The sequence below is a fragment of the Pseudomonas protegens genome, from assembly GCF_003732485.1.
GTDB lineage: Bacteria > Pseudomonadota > Gammaproteobacteria > Pseudomonadales > Pseudomonadaceae > Aquipseudomonas > Aquipseudomonas protegens_B.
Genome location: NZ_MOAK01000086.1, coordinates 16962 through 32178, shown reverse-complemented (window position 1 = coordinate 32178; position 15217 = coordinate 16962). Strand labels below are relative to the sequence as shown.

16 protein-coding genes and 1 pseudogene are annotated in these 15217 nt (G+C 61.6%); 10 read left to right on the top strand and 7 right to left on the bottom strand.

What is annotated here, in order from left to right; translation table 11 throughout:
* Nucleotides 1-530: 530 nt before the first annotated feature.
* Nucleotides 531-1268 carry a hypothetical protein gene (locus tag BLX41_RS27135; protein WP_123727388.1) on the top strand — a complete coding sequence of 246 codons (738 nt, stop codon included), beginning with the start codon at nt 531-533 and terminating at the stop codon, nt 1266-1268.
* A gap of 23 nt (nt 1269-1291) precedes the next feature.
* Here the strand turns inward: BLX41_RS27135 and BLX41_RS27130 are convergent.
* Both BLX41_RS27130 and BLX41_RS27125 read right to left on the bottom strand, forming a co-directional pair.
* A pseudogene (locus BLX41_RS27130) lies at nt 1292-1516 on the bottom strand (helix-turn-helix domain-containing protein); the annotation flags it as partial.
* Nucleotides 1517-1528: 12 nt separating this feature from the next.
* Nucleotides 1529-2383, bottom strand: a complete 855-nt coding sequence (locus BLX41_RS27125) for a helix-turn-helix domain-containing protein (protein WP_123727387.1) — start codon at nt 2381-2383, stop codon at nt 1529-1531.
* A 157-nt stretch (nt 2384-2540) separates the two neighbouring features.
* On the opposite strand from BLX41_RS27125, the gene BLX41_RS27120 reads away from it, so the two are divergent.
* Together BLX41_RS27120 and BLX41_RS27115 are read left to right on the top strand one after the other, a co-directional pair.
* The gene (locus tag BLX41_RS27120) at nt 2541-3089 is read left to right on the top strand and encodes a GNAT family N-acetyltransferase (protein WP_123727386.1); all 549 of its coding nucleotides are present in this window, start codon (nt 2541-2543) and stop codon (nt 3087-3089) included.
* 282 nt (nt 3090-3371) lie between these two features.
* Entirely contained in the window at nt 3372-3809 is a 438-nt protein-coding gene (locus tag BLX41_RS27115) for a GNAT family N-acetyltransferase (protein WP_065364642.1), read from the top strand.
* Nucleotides 3810-3978: 169 nt separating this feature from the next.
* On the opposite strand, the gene BLX41_RS27110 is transcribed toward BLX41_RS27115, so the two are convergent.
* A complete protein-coding gene (locus BLX41_RS27110; RefSeq protein WP_123727385.1) occupies nt 3979-4608 on the bottom strand; it encodes a helix-turn-helix domain-containing protein in 630 nt (209 codons plus the stop codon).
* 165 nt (nt 4609-4773) lie between these two features.
* On the opposite strand from BLX41_RS27110, the gene BLX41_RS27105 reads away from it, so the two are divergent.
* The 3 genes from BLX41_RS27105 to BLX41_RS27095 all read left to right on the top strand — a co-directional run bounded on the left by BLX41_RS27105 (nt 4774) and on the right by BLX41_RS27095 (nt 7472).
* Complete coding sequence (locus tag BLX41_RS27105) at nt 4774-5910, top strand: NAD(P)/FAD-dependent oxidoreductase (protein WP_123727384.1); 1137 nt, start codon at nt 4774-4776, stop codon at nt 5908-5910.
* A 26-nt stretch (nt 5911-5936) separates the two neighbouring features.
* A complete protein-coding gene (locus BLX41_RS27100; protein ID WP_015634090.1) occupies nt 5937-6314 on the top strand; it encodes a RidA family protein in 378 nt (125 codons plus the stop codon).
* A gap of 102 nt (nt 6315-6416) precedes the next feature.
* On the top strand, nt 6417-7472 hold the full coding sequence (locus tag BLX41_RS27095) for a YkvI family membrane protein (protein WP_123727383.1): 1056 nt from the start codon (nt 6417-6419) through the stop codon (nt 7470-7472).
* A 191-nt stretch (nt 7473-7663) separates the two neighbouring features.
* Here BLX41_RS27095 and BLX41_RS27090 read toward each other — a convergent pair whose 3' ends face one another.
* From BLX41_RS27090 to BLX41_RS27080, 3 genes are all read right to left on the bottom strand, one after another.
* Nucleotides 7664-8125, bottom strand: coding sequence for a GNAT family N-acetyltransferase (locus BLX41_RS27090; RefSeq protein WP_123727382.1), 462 nt, complete (start codon nt 8123-8125; stop codon nt 7664-7666).
* A gap of 70 nt (nt 8126-8195) precedes the next feature.
* A complete protein-coding gene (locus BLX41_RS27085; protein ID WP_123727381.1) occupies nt 8196-9836 on the bottom strand; it encodes an ArnT family glycosyltransferase in 1641 nt (546 codons plus the stop codon).
* A 156-nt stretch (nt 9837-9992) separates the two neighbouring features.
* A complete protein-coding gene (locus tag BLX41_RS27080; protein WP_123727380.1) occupies nt 9993-10877 on the bottom strand; it encodes an EamA family transporter in 885 nt (294 codons plus the stop codon).
* A 115-nt stretch (nt 10878-10992) separates the two neighbouring features.
* Here BLX41_RS27080 and BLX41_RS27075 point away from each other — a divergent pair, with 115 nt between their 5' ends.
* Complete coding sequence (locus tag BLX41_RS27075) at nt 10993-11775, top strand: AraC family transcriptional regulator (RefSeq protein ID WP_123727379.1); 783 nt, start codon at nt 10993-10995, stop codon at nt 11773-11775.
* Between the two features lie 49 nt (nt 11776-11824).
* Here the strand turns inward: BLX41_RS27075 and BLX41_RS27070 are convergent, their stop codons facing one another.
* Nucleotides 11825-12142, bottom strand: coding sequence for a hypothetical protein (locus tag BLX41_RS27070; RefSeq protein ID WP_011059155.1), 318 nt, complete (start codon nt 12140-12142; stop codon nt 11825-11827).
* 366 nt (nt 12143-12508) lie between these two features.
* On the opposite strand from BLX41_RS27070, the gene BLX41_RS27065 reads away from it, so the two are divergent.
* The 3 genes from BLX41_RS27065 (at nt 12509) to BLX41_RS27055 (ending at nt 15186) form a co-directional block, all read left to right on the top strand.
* Nucleotides 12509-12979 (top strand): hypothetical protein, encoded by a 471-nt coding sequence (locus BLX41_RS27065; RefSeq protein ID WP_240321949.1) that lies wholly within the window; start codon nt 12509-12511, stop codon nt 12977-12979.
* 88 nt (nt 12980-13067) lie between these two features.
* On the top strand, nt 13068-13556 hold the full coding sequence (locus BLX41_RS27060) for a hypothetical protein (RefSeq protein ID WP_185073811.1): 489 nt from the start codon (nt 13068-13070) through the stop codon (nt 13554-13556).
* A gap of 163 nt (nt 13557-13719) precedes the next feature.
* Nucleotides 13720-15186, top strand: a complete 1467-nt coding sequence (locus BLX41_RS27055; protein ID WP_123727377.1) for an ArnT family glycosyltransferase — start codon at nt 13720-13722, stop codon at nt 15184-15186.
* Nucleotides 15187-15217: the final 31 nt, after the last annotated feature.

The following is a 15217-nucleotide window of genomic DNA, read 5'->3' as shown; positions in this document are numbered from 1 at the left end:
GGTCTGAGTCGCACTACATTATCTTGCACCTAAAAGGTGCGCACGAAATGTGAGGTCTTGACGGGAACGCCACCCACTGTACGAGTGGGTATGTAACGTAAATTCCCAGGCCGCAGCCCCTGGAAACTTACAAACTCAATACACGGTTTGGCGCAACGTAATAAAGGGAGGCAGTACTTCCGATCGCCACCGTTCTCTAGCGTCAGATCACCACCGGCGGTAACGGTGGTGGACACTGGGCTGAACTCGATGTCCTTGATGGGGAAGCAACGAGTGTCCACCGGGGCAGATGGAGCAGTAGGCTCGTCCTCATTACCAGGCACTTTCTTGAACGACTCAAGTACTTACGCAAACTGCGACGGTCACTCAGTTTGGTCGCCAACAAAGCGAATAGGCGTTGATTTAAGCCGGCCACTCTGAAGTTGCCAAAAAGGCGGTAACATTCGGGCAATTTGCCATTACTCGCCTGGGTACTGAACTAGGCGCTCACGAACCGTTGCAGGCCACCAGACATTCTCAGGGAGGAAGACATGCGCACACAGGTGATTATTGAGGATCATGTCCTACCACAGTTACTGACTTCGGCGATCGAAGCTTATGAAGTGTCGCACCGAGCGCATGTGCGGGGGCGGAGCAACAAGAACCTTGAAACGTTCGGCTTGCTATGGGGATACGCGTTACCCGTGCGTAACGGCCTTCCTGCTCGCCTGGTTGCTGTCGTTGCCACAGTGGAGACCTCGGCGCTGAGGCACACCGACTGGGTAAAGCCCGATTTCGAATCCATAGCGATGAAGCGCGACTTCTTCGGCGAATATTGGCCACAACTGGAGCTCATTGGGACGTTCCACTCACATCCATACGAGGACCTAAGCCAGGTTAACGACAACAAAGGATGGCGAGCCTCGGAAGCAGATAAGGAGTTTTGGCCCGCCTTCCATGAGTTCGTCTGTCCAGACATGGATGAACTGGCGCACCTGGTAATTGCAATTACTGCTCTGGGACGTAAAGGCACCGCAGAGCCTGTACGCCTAGCAGGTGGTGAGTACACCTCTGGCTATGTAATCAGTGCCGAAAAACGCAAGCTGTGGATCAAGGGATACACCTCATCCCTGCACGAGGAGATCGATGAAGACGCTCCGTTCGATGAAGAGTTTCTAGCTGGCAATATCGAGACGGATCGTTCTTATCACTTCTGGGAGGACGAAGATGTACTGCTGGAAATTCCGTCACTGGAAGCACGTTTCAGACATGAGTTACTGCGCAAATGAGGCTGCGCTCCGAGAGCTTTCTCGTTCAGGGCACGGGCCGCGGTGGCGAGCTTTGCGTAGCTGACCGAGACCTGGGCCAGTTCCATTTTCGACAGGCTCGACAGCGCTACGCCGGAGCGTTCCGAGAGCTGTTTTAGGGTCAGCTTCTGATGAAGTTGGCTTCGTCCTATGGACAACCGAGGGCACGCTGGAATGAGTGTTGTATCCAGGAGGGAAACCTTTTCCATAGTGCCTCTTCCCTCCTCCATTTTGACCGCAGGTCAGTCCTGCTCCCCCTCCTCTCTCTTATGCTTACGATAACGAGAGAGCGAAATTCCCGTTTGGCGCTTGAAGTAGCGACACAAGTAAGACGCATCGACGAAGTTCAGTTCGTCGGCCACACGGCCAATAGCCAAGTCACTGTATGAAAGAAGCGCCTTGATCTCCAAGGTTACCTGCCGATCGATCAGGCCCTTGGGAGTGTCATTGAAAAACGCTTTGGTCAACTGCGACAGGTAGAACGGCGTGATACTCAGTGCGTCGGCGTAGAACTTCACATCTCGGTGGCGGATGCAATGCTTGCCTATCAATTCCCAGAAGCGCCAACTGAGCATTTCCTTCCGGCTGAATCCCCTGTTTTCTATTTGGTTGGCTGGAAGTTGCTCGGCTATTTTCAGAAAGAGGTTCTGCAGCTGATTGCGCAACATGACGCGTTGGTAGGTGGGACAGGTCTGCGCAATGTTCCGCATCTGTGTCACCCAGTCCTCTATCAACGGCATGTCGTCCTTGGATGGAACGCAATGAGGATGGTCATGCAGAAATACGAACAAGGTATTTGGCAGTGGGTAGGCAACCTCCGCTGCAAAACTTTTCGGCATAAGGCAGAAAAACACCTTGAAGCGGCGCGAACGACGTTTGAGCAAGGCAATAGTGTCCTCAGCCAGCAGCATCATGCCGCCGCGCCTAACCGCATGTTCTTTGAAGTTAAGAGTGAAGTGGGCACTGCCGCAGAGGCATACCAGCAGCGTCAAGTAAGCGTGACCGAAGGAGAGCGGCAAACCTTGCCCTTCCGCTAGCGTGGTTTCTCCCATCCGCATCGAGTCGTCAGGAGCGGAAAGTTTCGGAATGTGATGCATAGTGACCCAGCGCTACAACAAACAAGAGCCCAAATCCTATCACTGCTTGGCACAGCGGTTTCGAAAAGTACCGAAAAAGCCGAGGTACTGGCGTGTACCGATGCTCCGTCTCTCAATACTCTGTCTCGAACGCACCTACCCATTACGAGTACAGAACATGACACTTGAAACAGAACGACTCTTGCTGCGCCCCTGGCAGGAGACAGACGCCGCCGATCTATACGAATATGCCAAAGACGCCCGAGTCGGTCCCATCGCTGGCTGGGCCCCCCACACCAGTGTGGAGAACAGTGCCGACATCATCCGCACAGTCTTCAATCACCCAGAGGTGTACGCGGTCGAATTGAAGGAAAATCGCCGTGCTGTTGGTTGTGTGGGCATTCTCATAGGCAACAACAGCAATTTTGAAATCAGTGAGCAGGAAGGGGAAATCGCCTACTGGATCGGCGTGCCGTACTGGGGCAAAGGCCTGACTCCGGAAGCAGTACGTGAAGTGATGCGACACGCCTTTGAAAACCTGAATCTCAAAGCACTTTGGTGTGGTTACTTCGCCAACAACATCCAGTCCTATGCTGCTCAATCCAAGTGTGGCTTTCGCTTTCATCACACGGAAGAAAACAAATACAACCAGTTCCTCCAAGACTATCGGACAGAACACATTAGCCGTATCACCTACCAAGAATGGCTGGACCATACGAAAGAGTAAGGACACAAACCAAAGGTACCGGTGTACGGCGGCCACAACCGACGGACGCAGTCTGGTGACGACGTATACCGCACGAACGCCGCAGAGGAGTTCAAACCTTACTTGGAGCTGCACGGAAAGCTAACCGGAATCCCCCCGCTGCCCCAGCACTGCCGCGAACTGCAACAGCTAGAGTGCGAAGCCTGCCGCAGGACAGCGCCGCGCTGCTGGCGAAGGCGCAGGAGGAACTGAATGCCCGTGAAAGTTAATTGAGCCTTATCCACACCCCAGTTCAGGAGACTTATGAAAATCTCGCTTACCCAAGTAACGCAAAAAAACTATGAAGCGATTTGTGAACTGGAGGTTACTGAAGAGCAGGAAGACTACGTGGCAAGTAATACCTGGTCGCTCGTTGAGGCTGCGTACAACCCAGGTTACTTCACACGCGCCATCATCGCGGATGGAGAGCCTGTAGGCTTCTTTATGTGGGTGCAAGAGTCAAAAGGCAAAGTTTCTATCTGGCGCTTTATGGTGGACAAAGAACATCAGCAAAAATCCATCGGTAGAGTAGCGCTGGGCCTCGCCCTACATGAAATAAAACAGATCGCAGATTTGGAAGAAATTGAAATTTGCTACAACCCCAACAACATCGTAGCCAAAGGGTTTTACTCCAGTTTCGGGTTTGTCGAGGTTGGTATGGATGCAGACGGCGAAGATATGCTGGCGAGGATCAGGATTTGAACTGCGCCAAATACAATTCGAGCGTTGCACAACAGTTCTAATTACCTTCAACTCCAACCGCTTATGGCTCAAGAGGGTGCAGAGTCTGTTTCTATTGTGCGAAACGTCCAGGTTGAACCTAACCACTTGTATCGGGAGTTGTGGATGCCTTGCTCGATGGTGAGGGGCCTCAACACTCCGACATCACCACCATCACCTCCGCATCCTCATCCCCTTCCGCCAGGTAGATATGGCCAATGCTGCTGTTGAAGTAGGCGGTTTCCTGCGGGCCGATGCTTACGGCTTCTCCGGTCTCGAACTGGATTCGCACACGCCCCGACAGCACCAGGGCAAATTCCTGCCCCGGGTGGCGGATGTAATCCTCGAACTGCTGCAGCTCGCGGGCAAAGATCCGCGCGTACATGGGGGTCATGCTGCGCCCGGGAAAGTCCCCGGCCATGGGGTGGTAGTCGTAGTTGCCGGTGCTGTAGCCGGGGGCGTCGGCGATGGTGGTGCTGACCACGGTCGGTTGCACCTGGGCGCTGCGGGTCTGGATCAGGTTCGGCGCCGGGCTAAACAGTTGGGCAATGTCGACGCCCAGGGCGCGGGCCGCGGCGGCGAGTTTTTCGTAGCTGACCGAGACCTGGGCCAGCTCCATTTTCGACAGGGTCGACAGCGCCACGCCGGAGCGTTCCGAGAGCTGTTTGAGGGTCAGCTTCTGGTTTTTGCGAATGGTCCGCAGGCGGGCGCCGACCTGGGTCCGGTCGATCAGTGGATGGGCGTGGGAGCTCGAGGCGGGCTGGGCTCGGTCGGAACTCATTGGGGATCTCTGTCAGGCAAATAAGGGCAACCGCGACGCTGGCCGGGGCACGTGGCGAAATATTAACCCATGACCCCGGGTTGACTGGAAAATTCTCATATCTTACATTTCTCGTATGTGAGAATTTTGACCCCTGTCATTTCCCAGCGATCCAGGAACCCCGGCATGCACGACACCCAATGCTTCGACTTCGTCATCATCGGCGCCGGTATTGCCGGTGCTTCCCTGGCCTATCGCCTGGCCGGGCAGGCCAGCGTGCTGGTGCTGGAACGTGAATCGCAGCCGGGCTATCACGCCACCGGGCGCTCGGCGGCGATGTTCATGGAGGCCTACGGCACCCCGCAGATCCAGGCCCTGACCCGCGCCAGCCGGGCTTTCTACCAGCGGCCGCCGCAAGGTTTCTGCGAACACCCGTTGATGGAACCCCGTGGCTGTCTGTACGTGGCCAGCGAGGAACAGCTGGACCAATTGCAGCAAACCTACGATGAAACCCGCGCCCGCTCCGCCAATGTGCGCCTGATCACGGCCGAGCAGGCCCGGGCCCTAGTGCCCTGCCTGCGCCCCGAGGCCGTCGCCGGGGCGATGCTGGAAACCGCCGCCCAGGACCTGGACGTGCACGCGCTGCACCAGGGCTTCCTGCGGGCCATGCGCCGGGCCGGTGGGCTGCTGGAGTGCGACATACAGATCGTCGAGGCCAGCCGCGAAGACCGCCACTGGAACCTCAAACTCAGTGATGGCCGCGCACTGCAGGCGCGCAATCTGGTGAACGCTGCCGGCGCCTGGGTCGATGACGTGGCCCAGCTGTGCGGCGTGGCCCCCATCGGTCTGCAACCTTGTCGGCGCAGCGCTTTCACCTTCGATGGCCCGCCGGATGAAGACTTCAGCCGCTGGCCGGCGGTGATCGGCATCGACGAAAGCTTCTACTTCAAGCCCGACGCCGGCCAGTTGCTGGGTTCCCCGGCCAATGCCGACCCGGTGCCGCCCCAGGACGTGATGCCCGAAGAACTGGACATCGCCACCGGCATCTACCACATCGAGAACGTCACCTCCCTGAGCATCCGCCGCCCGCGCCACAGCTGGGCCGGCCTGCGCTCCTTCGTCGCCGACGGCGATCTGGTGGTGGGCTGGGACGACAGCTGCGAAGGCTTTTTCTGGCTCGCCGCCCAGGGTGGCTACGGCATCCAGTCGGCGGCCGGCGTCTCGCAACTGGCCTGCGCCCTGCTGCTGGGGCAACCGCTCCCCGAAGAACTGCTGAGCCAGGGCGTCGATGCCCAGGCCCTGGCCCCCGCTCGCTTGCGTTAACCCACCCAGCCCACGAGGCCCTTGCCATGTCCAATGACATCCAGCGTTATCCCAGCCACCTGCCCTACCCCTTTTCCCGGGCGATCCGGGTCGGCGGCTTTCTGTTCCTCTCCGGCCAGGTGCCCATGAGCGCCGAAGGCGAAGTGGTACACGGCGACATCCGCGTGCAGACCGAAGCCGCCCTGGCGCGCATCGGCGAGACCCTGGCCGAATGCGGTGCCAGCTTCGACCAGGTGGTGAAGAGCACTGTCTGGCTCACCGACATGCAGCACTTCGCCGGCTTCAACGAGGTCTACCAGCGCCACTTCAAGAACGGTTTCCCGGTGCGTTCCACCGTCAGCGCCCAACTGGCGCTGGGTGTCGATGTCGAGATCGAAGTCCAGGCCTGGGTCGGCGAAAACTGAGTCACCCGCCCCAGTCCTCAAGTGCGATGCCCAGGACCACCACGGCCATGAATGCCGGGGTGGTCCACCCCACATAACAACAAAAAATCGAGGCTAATCGTCATGAAAGAAAGTCTGAAGATCGCCGGCGCCTTCGTCGGTGTGATTGTCGGCGCGGGGTTCGCCTCCGGTCGTGAACTGCTGTTGATGTTCGTCGACTTCGGCGTCTGGGGCCTGGCGGGTGCGGTGGTCAGCGCAGCGCTGTTCACCTTCCTCGGCATGGCCCTGGCCGGCATGGGCAGCCGCCTGCGGGCGGCGTCGCACAAGGACGTGGTGCATGCCCTGTGCGGCAAACACCTGGGCGCCCTGGTGGACCTGATGATCACCTTCTTCATGTTCGCCGTGACCGTGGTGATGCTGGCCGGTGGCGGTGCCCTGCTGGAGCAGCAGTTCGGTATTCCGGCCATCGCCGGCAGCGTGCTGGTGACGCTGATCGTGGTCGCCATCGTGTGCCTGGACGTGCACAAGGTCATCGGCATGATCGGCGCGGTGACGCCCTTCCTGATCATCACCGCGGTAGGCATCGCACTGTATGGCGCCGCGACCCGCGGCCTGAGCTTCGGCGAACTCAACCAACTGGCCGCCAAGCAACAGGCCGGTGCCAGCCACTGGCTGCTGGGCGCCTTGCTCTACGTGTCCTACAACATCGTGGCCGGGGTGCCGATCCTGGCGATCATGGGCGGCGCGGCCAAGGGTGAAAAACAGGCGATGTGGGGCGGCATCCTCGGCGGCGCGCTGCTGGGCGTGCTGATGCTGGTGATGAGCCTCGGCCTGCTGTCGCGCCTGGACAGCGTGGCGGACCTGCCGATGCCCATGCTGTCGATCGCCAGCGAAGTCTCCCCGGCCCTGGGGCTGCTGATGGCGCTGATCATCTTCTGCATGATCCTCAACACCGCCGTGGGCACCCTGTACTCCTTCTCCGCGCGGCTGTTGCCAGCGGGCACCCGGCAGTTCCGCCTCGGTTCGATAGCCGCCGGCGCCCTGGCGTTTGTCGGCAGTCTGGTGGGCTTTATCAGCTTGGTGGGGCAGGTCTATCCGTTCTTCGGCTACCTGGGGTTCCTGCTGATTGCCGCGGTGATGATCGGCTGGCTGCGACCACGGCGGGTGGTGGTGGCGTAGGCGCCGTTTGATGGGGCAGGCACCCGGGAGATACCCCAGGTGCCTTGAGTTCAACCCGGCACGGTAGGAGCGAGCTTGCTCGCGAAAATCCCCAGAGCGCCGCATTTCCCCAGCGAACCGGCGTTATCGTTAACGTCCATCGCGAGCAAGCTCGCTCCTACAAGGTTCAGGCTCCGATGGCCATCCAAGTGTTAAGCCGGCCCTGACAGGGCCCGTTCCATGATCAGCGTCAGTTCCTCGCCTTCGTAGTGCTCGCGCACCCGGACAAAGCCCAGGCGGGCATAAAAGCCTTCGGCGGTGACCGACGAGGGCACCACCAGCGAGGTCAAGCCCGCATCCAGCGCCGCCTGCTCGACTGCGGCCATCATTTGCCGGCCCAGGCCATGGCCGTGGTACGCCGGGTCGACAAACACCGAACGTACCGCGCGCCCGTCGAGGCTGGCGGTGCCCAGCAATTCCCCGTCCACCAGGGCGACAAACATCTGCCGGCGCTGCATCAGTTGGCGCACGGCATCGGTGGTGAAACTGGCCTTGACCCGCTCGATCACACTGGCGGGATAGTCCTGGGCATTACTGGTGAGCAAGGCCGCCAGGATCACCTGGCTGACCCGCGCGGCATCGGTTTCTACCGCCGGACGAACTTGACACTCCATGACCACTCCCTGGTTTTCACGCTGATGGAAGTGGCCAAAAATACGACCCGCCTCGCTCGCTGCCAAGCACTTACTGCAACTGGAACACCAGGCAGGGGTTGTCGTTGAGCCGCCCCTCGAACACCGGCAGCTGATTCTCCAGCGAGGTGTTATCCAGCAGCCCCCGGTCCTTGCGCGCGATGATCACCCAGGAGTCGTGAGGCAGCGCATCCAGGTGCCCGGGGTCGTCGCCGCTGACGAACAGCGGTTGCTCGTCGCGGTCCAGGTTCATCATGTAGCGCACCGCCCAGGTGTCCTGGCCCAGGTTGAAGAACACCAGCGGCCCGGGGCTCGCCTGACGCAACTGTTCAACCTGGGAAACGAAGGCCTTAGTGTCGAACTGCAGATCCTTGGCCGGGTCCACCACCGCCACCAGCAGCGTCCATTGCGCCGCCAGGGCCAAGCCGCTGAGCAGCACCAGACGCCGCCCGAAACTGCCCAGGGTCTTGCGCCAGCCATACAGCGCCAGCAGCTGCAACACGACGAAGATCGTGATCAGCAACGGCATGGACACCGGCGGCCAATAACCGTGCTTGTGCCAGCTGTGACGCAGGACGAAGAGCACCAGGATGCACAACCCCGGCAACAAACCCACCAGCCACAGGTAGGCGCTGCGTACCTTGTCCAGCCGACCCCGGACCATGAGCAGGCCGTAGGCGGCCACCGCGGCGAACATCGGCACCAGGGGCAAGATGTAATAGGCGCGTTTGAAGTGCGGCACCGACAAGCCCAGCAGGATCATCAGGCCGCAGGCGCCAAGACGCAGTACCAGGCGCAGTTGCGGGTCGCCATGGCGCCGGAACACTTGGCTGCGCAGCACCCACAACGTCACCAGGGCCAGCGGCACCACGGGAAAATAGCGGTACAAGGCCAACTGGAAGTAGAAGTAGAACGGCTCGCCACTCTCATCCAGGCGCCCGCCCACCTGCATGTGGTAGACCTGCTGCATAAAGGCCTCGCCGCCGCTGACATAAGCCAGCTTCAGCAGCAGCCACCAACAGGCTGCCAGCAACAGCAGGCCGCTGAAACCGTAGCCGAGCACGCGCTTGAACAGGATACGGCGCGCCTCCTGGGTACGACTCTCTCCCAGCAGCCAGTAGGTGCAGACCACGCCGCAGACTTCCACCAGCCCCAAGGGCCCGCGAATGGCGAAGGCCAGCACGAACAGCGGCAGCACCATCAGTGGCCGCAGCCGCGAGCCACGCTGTTCGCCGCTGTGCAGCAGGTAGAAAGCCCCCAGGCACAGCAGCGAAACCATCTGGTCCAGACACACCGAGCGGGACTTGTCCAACAGCTGGCTGGTCAGCGCCGTGAGCAATACCGAGAGCAGTGCCCAGGTGCGCCCCGAAGGCGCCAGCAGGCGATACAACAACGCCAGCACCCCGGCCGAAGCCAGCGCGGTGGGCAGGATATTGGCCAAGTGATTGGGGGCGCCGAAAGCCTGGGCGAACAGGTAGCTGAAGAAGGTCGCGGTGCCCGGATAGTCCGGATACGGCTGGCCGTAAGTGGTGGGGAACAGGCTCGGCCCGTGACGGAACATCTCCTGCAGAAACAGCGCCCAACGGCCGTCGAAACCCTGGGGCTGCTCGTCCCAGATGCCAAAGGTGAACAGCAGCAGGGCCACCAGGTAGATACCCCAGGACTCAATCCCGAAACGCGTTTCTCGAACCATCTTCGCCCCACCAGAAAGCGCCGCGCCATCAGCCCGGCATAAGGCTGAACATGTTGCGCGCGCAGCCCCTGAACGGTGCCTGAACAGGGATGAAAATCCCCACGACGCCGTTCTGCCCTGCTGACAGTGGCCGCTGTCGAGCCCGCGAGGCTGCGGTTACACGGAGCCGCGGCGCAGGGGGAAAAACCGGCGCCAATCGAACTGCCCCACTGCCAGCGCCAGCAGGATCAGGCCCATGGATACAGCCTCATCGACCCCGACCCGCTGCCCCAGGATCAACACCGAACCGGCCATGCCGAACACCGGGATCAGCAGCGACAAGGGCGCCACCCGGGAGACCGGATACTCACGCAACAACAGGTTCCAGCCCCAATAACAGAAATGGGTTGCCGCATAGACCTGGAACATCAGGGACAAGGCCGCGCTGGCGGACACCTGCCCGGCCAGTTGCAGAAACGGCGCACTCCCATGGCTTATCCAGGTCAACGCCAGCAGCGGCAACGGCGCAAACAGGCTGGCCCAGACCACGAAGGCGAACACCTCCCGAACCCCACAGCGCTTGATGATGACGTTGCCCACACTCCAACTGAACGCACTCACCAACAGCAAGGCGTAACCCAGACTGGTGGCGTGCCCAGGGCTGTCGCCGATGATCCGCAGCAGCCCCCACAGAGCAATGGCCATGGCCAGAACCTGTTGCAGGCGCAGGCGCTCGCCGAACAGCAACACGCCCCAGCCCAGGGAGAAAAAGGCGCTGAACTGGATCAACAGCGAAGCCGTGCCCGGAGCGACACCCTGATCGATCCCCAGGTTGATCAGCGCCCACATGGCCACCCCGAATATCAGCCCGTAGGCCGCCAGCCAGCCGAGCGCCACGGGCGGGCGTGGCACCAGGAACACCCAGGGCAACGCCGCCAGGGTGAAACGCAGGGCGGTGAGCAGCAACGGATCGACACTGGCCAGGCCGAGTTTGGTGATGGGAAAGTTCAGGCCCCACAAGGCCGTCACCAGGAGTGCCAGGAACAGGTGTTTTTTCTGCATGTCGCGCGATCCACAAAAGGCGGCCCCGGGCACATCCCGGGGCAGGGCCGCACTATCGCTGCGTGAAGCCATGGCCCGCTTGCAGTATCAGGTCAACTATCAGTAAATTCGGGCCATGCACCCTATCGATATCGACCCCTACGAAAACATCCCCCGAGATGCGCTGGTCACGGCCATCGACTATGCGGACGGCCAGCACTTCGCCGAACACCAGCATCGACGCGGGCAGTTCGCCTACGCCGCCACCGGGGTCATCAGCGTCTACACCGAGCAGGGCAACTGGGTGGTGCCGCCACAGCGGGCCATTTGGGTGCCGGCCGGGGTGACCCATGCCATGCACATGAGCGGGCCGGTGACCATGCTCAACACCTATGTGCGCCCCCAGGCCATCAAGAACCTGGGCTTGCCCGAACATTGCCAGGTACTGGAGGTGTCGGAACTGCTGCGCCAGTTGCTGCTGCGAGCCGTGGACATCCCCGCTCTCTACGCCGAGGACAGCGCGCAGGGCCAGCTCATGAACCTGCTGCTGCATGAAATCGCCGCCATGCCGGCGCTGTGCCTCAACGCCCCATTACCGTCCGAGCCGCGCCTGGCCAGGGTCTGCCGGGAAATGCTGGAGCAACCGTCGCTGGAGCTGGGGATCGATGCCATGGCCGAGCGCGCCGGGATGAGCCGCCGCACCTTCACCCGCCTGTTCCGGCAACACAGCGGCATCAGTTTCGTCGAATGGCGTCAGCAGGCCTGCCTGTTGGCTGCAGTGGTACGCCTGGGCCAGGGACAACCCATCACCCGGGTTGCCACCGACCTGGGCTACAGCAGCCCAAGCGCGTTCAGCGGTGTGTTTCGCAAGGTATTGGGCGAGCCGCCCAGTCGCTACTTTGCCCAGGGCCGGGTCTGAAGACCCGGGCCCGGCGGCTTGCCTGCCAGGCCGGACCTGCGCGCCTGTGCTACAGGAACACGGCGGACAACATCCCCAGCGCACCGAGGCAGAAGCCGATCAAGGCACCGCGGCCGGGCGCCTGCTGGAACAGCGCCCAGATCACCAGCGGTTCCAGGAGCAGCAGCGATGTCACCGAGACCACGGTGATGATCCAGATGTCGCCAACCGCCACATAGCCCAGCCAGTAGGCCGCCAGCAGGCAGATACCGCCCAGGCACATGATCAGCACCGGCAACGCCAGTTCGGCACCCGAGGTGTTGCCGGAATGGGCCAGCCGCGCCACCACCACTTCACTGTAGATGGCGCAGAACTCGCCCAGCACCATCAGCCCTACAGCAGAAACTCCGAGTAATTCTTTGGACATGTAACAAACCCCTTCGTATTGAGAGCCCGATTTTTCAGCTCCCAGGCATTGATCGCTCCGCTGACGGAGCCTCCATCACGATGCGCAGGGGTACGAGGCAACTCGGTCATAGTCAGGAACTTGAACATGTCCATCTCCTTCTGGGTGGGTGACGCAAGCCGGGCCCGTGAACAGTCGACGGGCCGCTGCCTGTATAAGGGATTTTCTGCCCCGACGTCATCCGCCAGAGAACATTGACCGCGAAAAAACCACGCAAACTCCACAATCAAAACGCCTTGCTGCCGATAGCCTGGGTCCGGTCATCCTCAGTCGAAGCCAGTGCCCACCATGCCCCAAACGCCCAATTCCGTTCGCACCCTGAGCCCCTATCACTGGATCGCCACGTACTTCATCGGCGTTGCGGGACTGGCCTTGGCCCTGATGCTGGTGGTCAATCTGATCCTGCTGAGCACCAGCCAGACGCCGTGGCAATCGCTGCTCAACTCCCTGTCGTTCAGCGTGGCGGTGCTGATGGTGAGCCTGGTGCTGATTACCCTGATCGCCGCCTTGCCGTGCATCCTGTTCTTCTGGCTGGCCCAGCGCTTTACCTGGCGCCGCCTGTGGATCTACCTGGTGAGTGGAGCCCTGGCGGCGCAGTTCGCCATCCCCGTGATGACCCAGCTGCTCCCCGAACTCTTCAACCTCCCGCACGGCGTCAGCGCTGCGCTGCACTATTTACAGCTGGCATCGATGTTCGGCGGCTGTGGGGTGTTTCTGGGGGTAGTGTTCTGGTGGCGCAGCGGGCGTCACTTGCGCTGAGCCGAGCCTTTATTCACCACCGGCCCGACGCCAAGCAACCCGCCCCTTGAGCAGGGCCAAAGCAGCCACCCATATAGCGATCTTTTCCATGTCCGTAACAACTCCACCCCAACGCAGCGTGCCCCCTGAAGACTGGTTCGCCGCCTACTTCATCGGCGTCACGGCCCTGGCCGTGATCCTGGCCTTGCTGATCATGCTGGCAATGCTGGCCGGCGCCGGCTCGTTGAACGCAGACATCATTCTCCAGACGCTATTCGTGGGCCTGCTGACCCTGGTCGTCAGTGGCGTGCTGATCGGCATTATCACGGCCCTGCCCTGCGCCCTGTTCTTCTGGCTGGCCCAGCGTTTTGCCTGGCGCAATGTGCTGATCTACCTGTTCTGCGGTGCACTGGCGGCAATGCCGACCATTCCCGTGGTAGCGAGCCTGGCGCCCTCCAGCTTCTATACCGACCGCTATGAGGATGAACCGCTACCCGACGGTTTGCCGCGCTACCTGCCGCTGGCGCCATTGTTCGGCTGCTCGGGGGCTTTTCTGGGGCTGGTGTTCTGGTGGCGCAGCGGCCGTCACCTGCGCTGATCAACTCTCCCAACACCACCCGAGCGGGTCCGACTGAGTCTTCAAGACCGAACCGCACCTTTTCCCCCTACTTGTTCACAATTTGTTAAGAGTTGCCTCCGTATACTTTTGCGCTTGCCCGCGGCCTTCCGGCTGCGCCCCTCGATCTGCCGGCGCAAAATTCATGTCACGACCCGCTCCGCTGTTGTTCCTGCTGGCCTGCCTGCTGTTCTTCTTCGCCCTGGGCAACCACCAGTTGCAAGGTTCCACCGAAGCCCGGGTCGCCGGGATCGCCATGGAAATGCACCTGGATGATGACTGGGTGACACCCCGCCTGTTCGGCACGCCGTTCCTGGAAAAGCCGCCCCTGAGCCTGTGGCTCGACGCCGGAGCCATCCGCGCCTTCGGCGGCACGCCGCTGGCGGTGCGCCTGGCCTCGGCCTTTGCCGGGCTGTTCAGCGTGATGCTGCTGTACGCCATGCTGCGCCGCTTTGGCCGGCCGGCAACCCTGGCGGCCATGGCCGGGCTGATGCTGGCGACCATGGCCAGTTACTGGAGCAACGTGCGCGGCGTAGGCGAGGATGCCCTGCTCAGCCTCGGGGTGACCCTGGCCCTGCTGGCGTTTTTCCAGGCCCATCGACGCCAGGCCGCCCGGCAACCGGCGCTGCTGGCCTGGCTGGCGTTCGCCGTCGGCATCGCCATCGCCACCCTGAGCAAGGGCGTGCTGGGCCTGGCCATGCCGGGGGTGGTGATCTTCGCCTACCTGCTGGCCGACAGCCTGATCGACAAGCGCTTCACCTTCAGCCACTGGCTGCGCCCGGGCTTGCTGACCCTGCTGGGGCTGGTGCCTCTGCTGATCTGGCTGTACCTGCTCTACCAGCGCGGCGGCCTGCAGGCCCTGGGGGAAGTGCTGTGGACCAACAGCGTCGGGCGCTTCGGCGGTTCCTTTGAAGAGGCCGGGCACTACGAGCCGTTCTATTACTACCTGGCCAAGCTGCCCCAGGCCTTCCTGCCGTGGAACATCCTGGTCTACCTGGGGCTGTGGCACTTGCGTAAAACCCTGGTGCAGAACCGCTACCTGCTGTTTTTCAGCCTCTGGTTGCTGGCGCAGTTCACCCTGCTGTGCCTGGCGTCGAGCAAGCGCACCGTGTACCTGATGTCCCTGACCCCGGCCGCGGCGGTGCTGGCCGCGGAATATGGCGCGGTGCTCTACCAGCGCCTGGCCCAGCGGGCCCCGGGCACGGGTTTCTGGAGTGCCGTGGGGCGCCAGCGCAAGGGCTTGCTGATAGCGCTCATGGCCCTGGTGATCGGCGGCTATCTGGCCAACGCCCAATGGGCCGCGCCCAAGGCCGACCGCAAGCTGTCGTTCGTCCCGGTGACCGACCGGATCATGGCGTTGCAGGGTAGCGGGCACCAGCTGGCGCTGTACCAGGCCAACGAACGCATCGCCGGCGCCAGCGTGTTCTACACCCAGAGCCTGCTCAAGGACCTGCAGACCGAGGCGCAGTTGCTGGCCTTTCTGCGGGAGTCGCCGCAGCACATGGCGGTACTGGGCGGCGCCGAAGCGCCCAAGCCGCCGCTGCAGATCCAGCAGACCCTCATGGTCGGCCGCCAGGCCTACTACTTCGTCAGCCTGGCGCCCGCCGGCTGAAGCGCAAAAAAAACGGCACCTGAATCAGGTG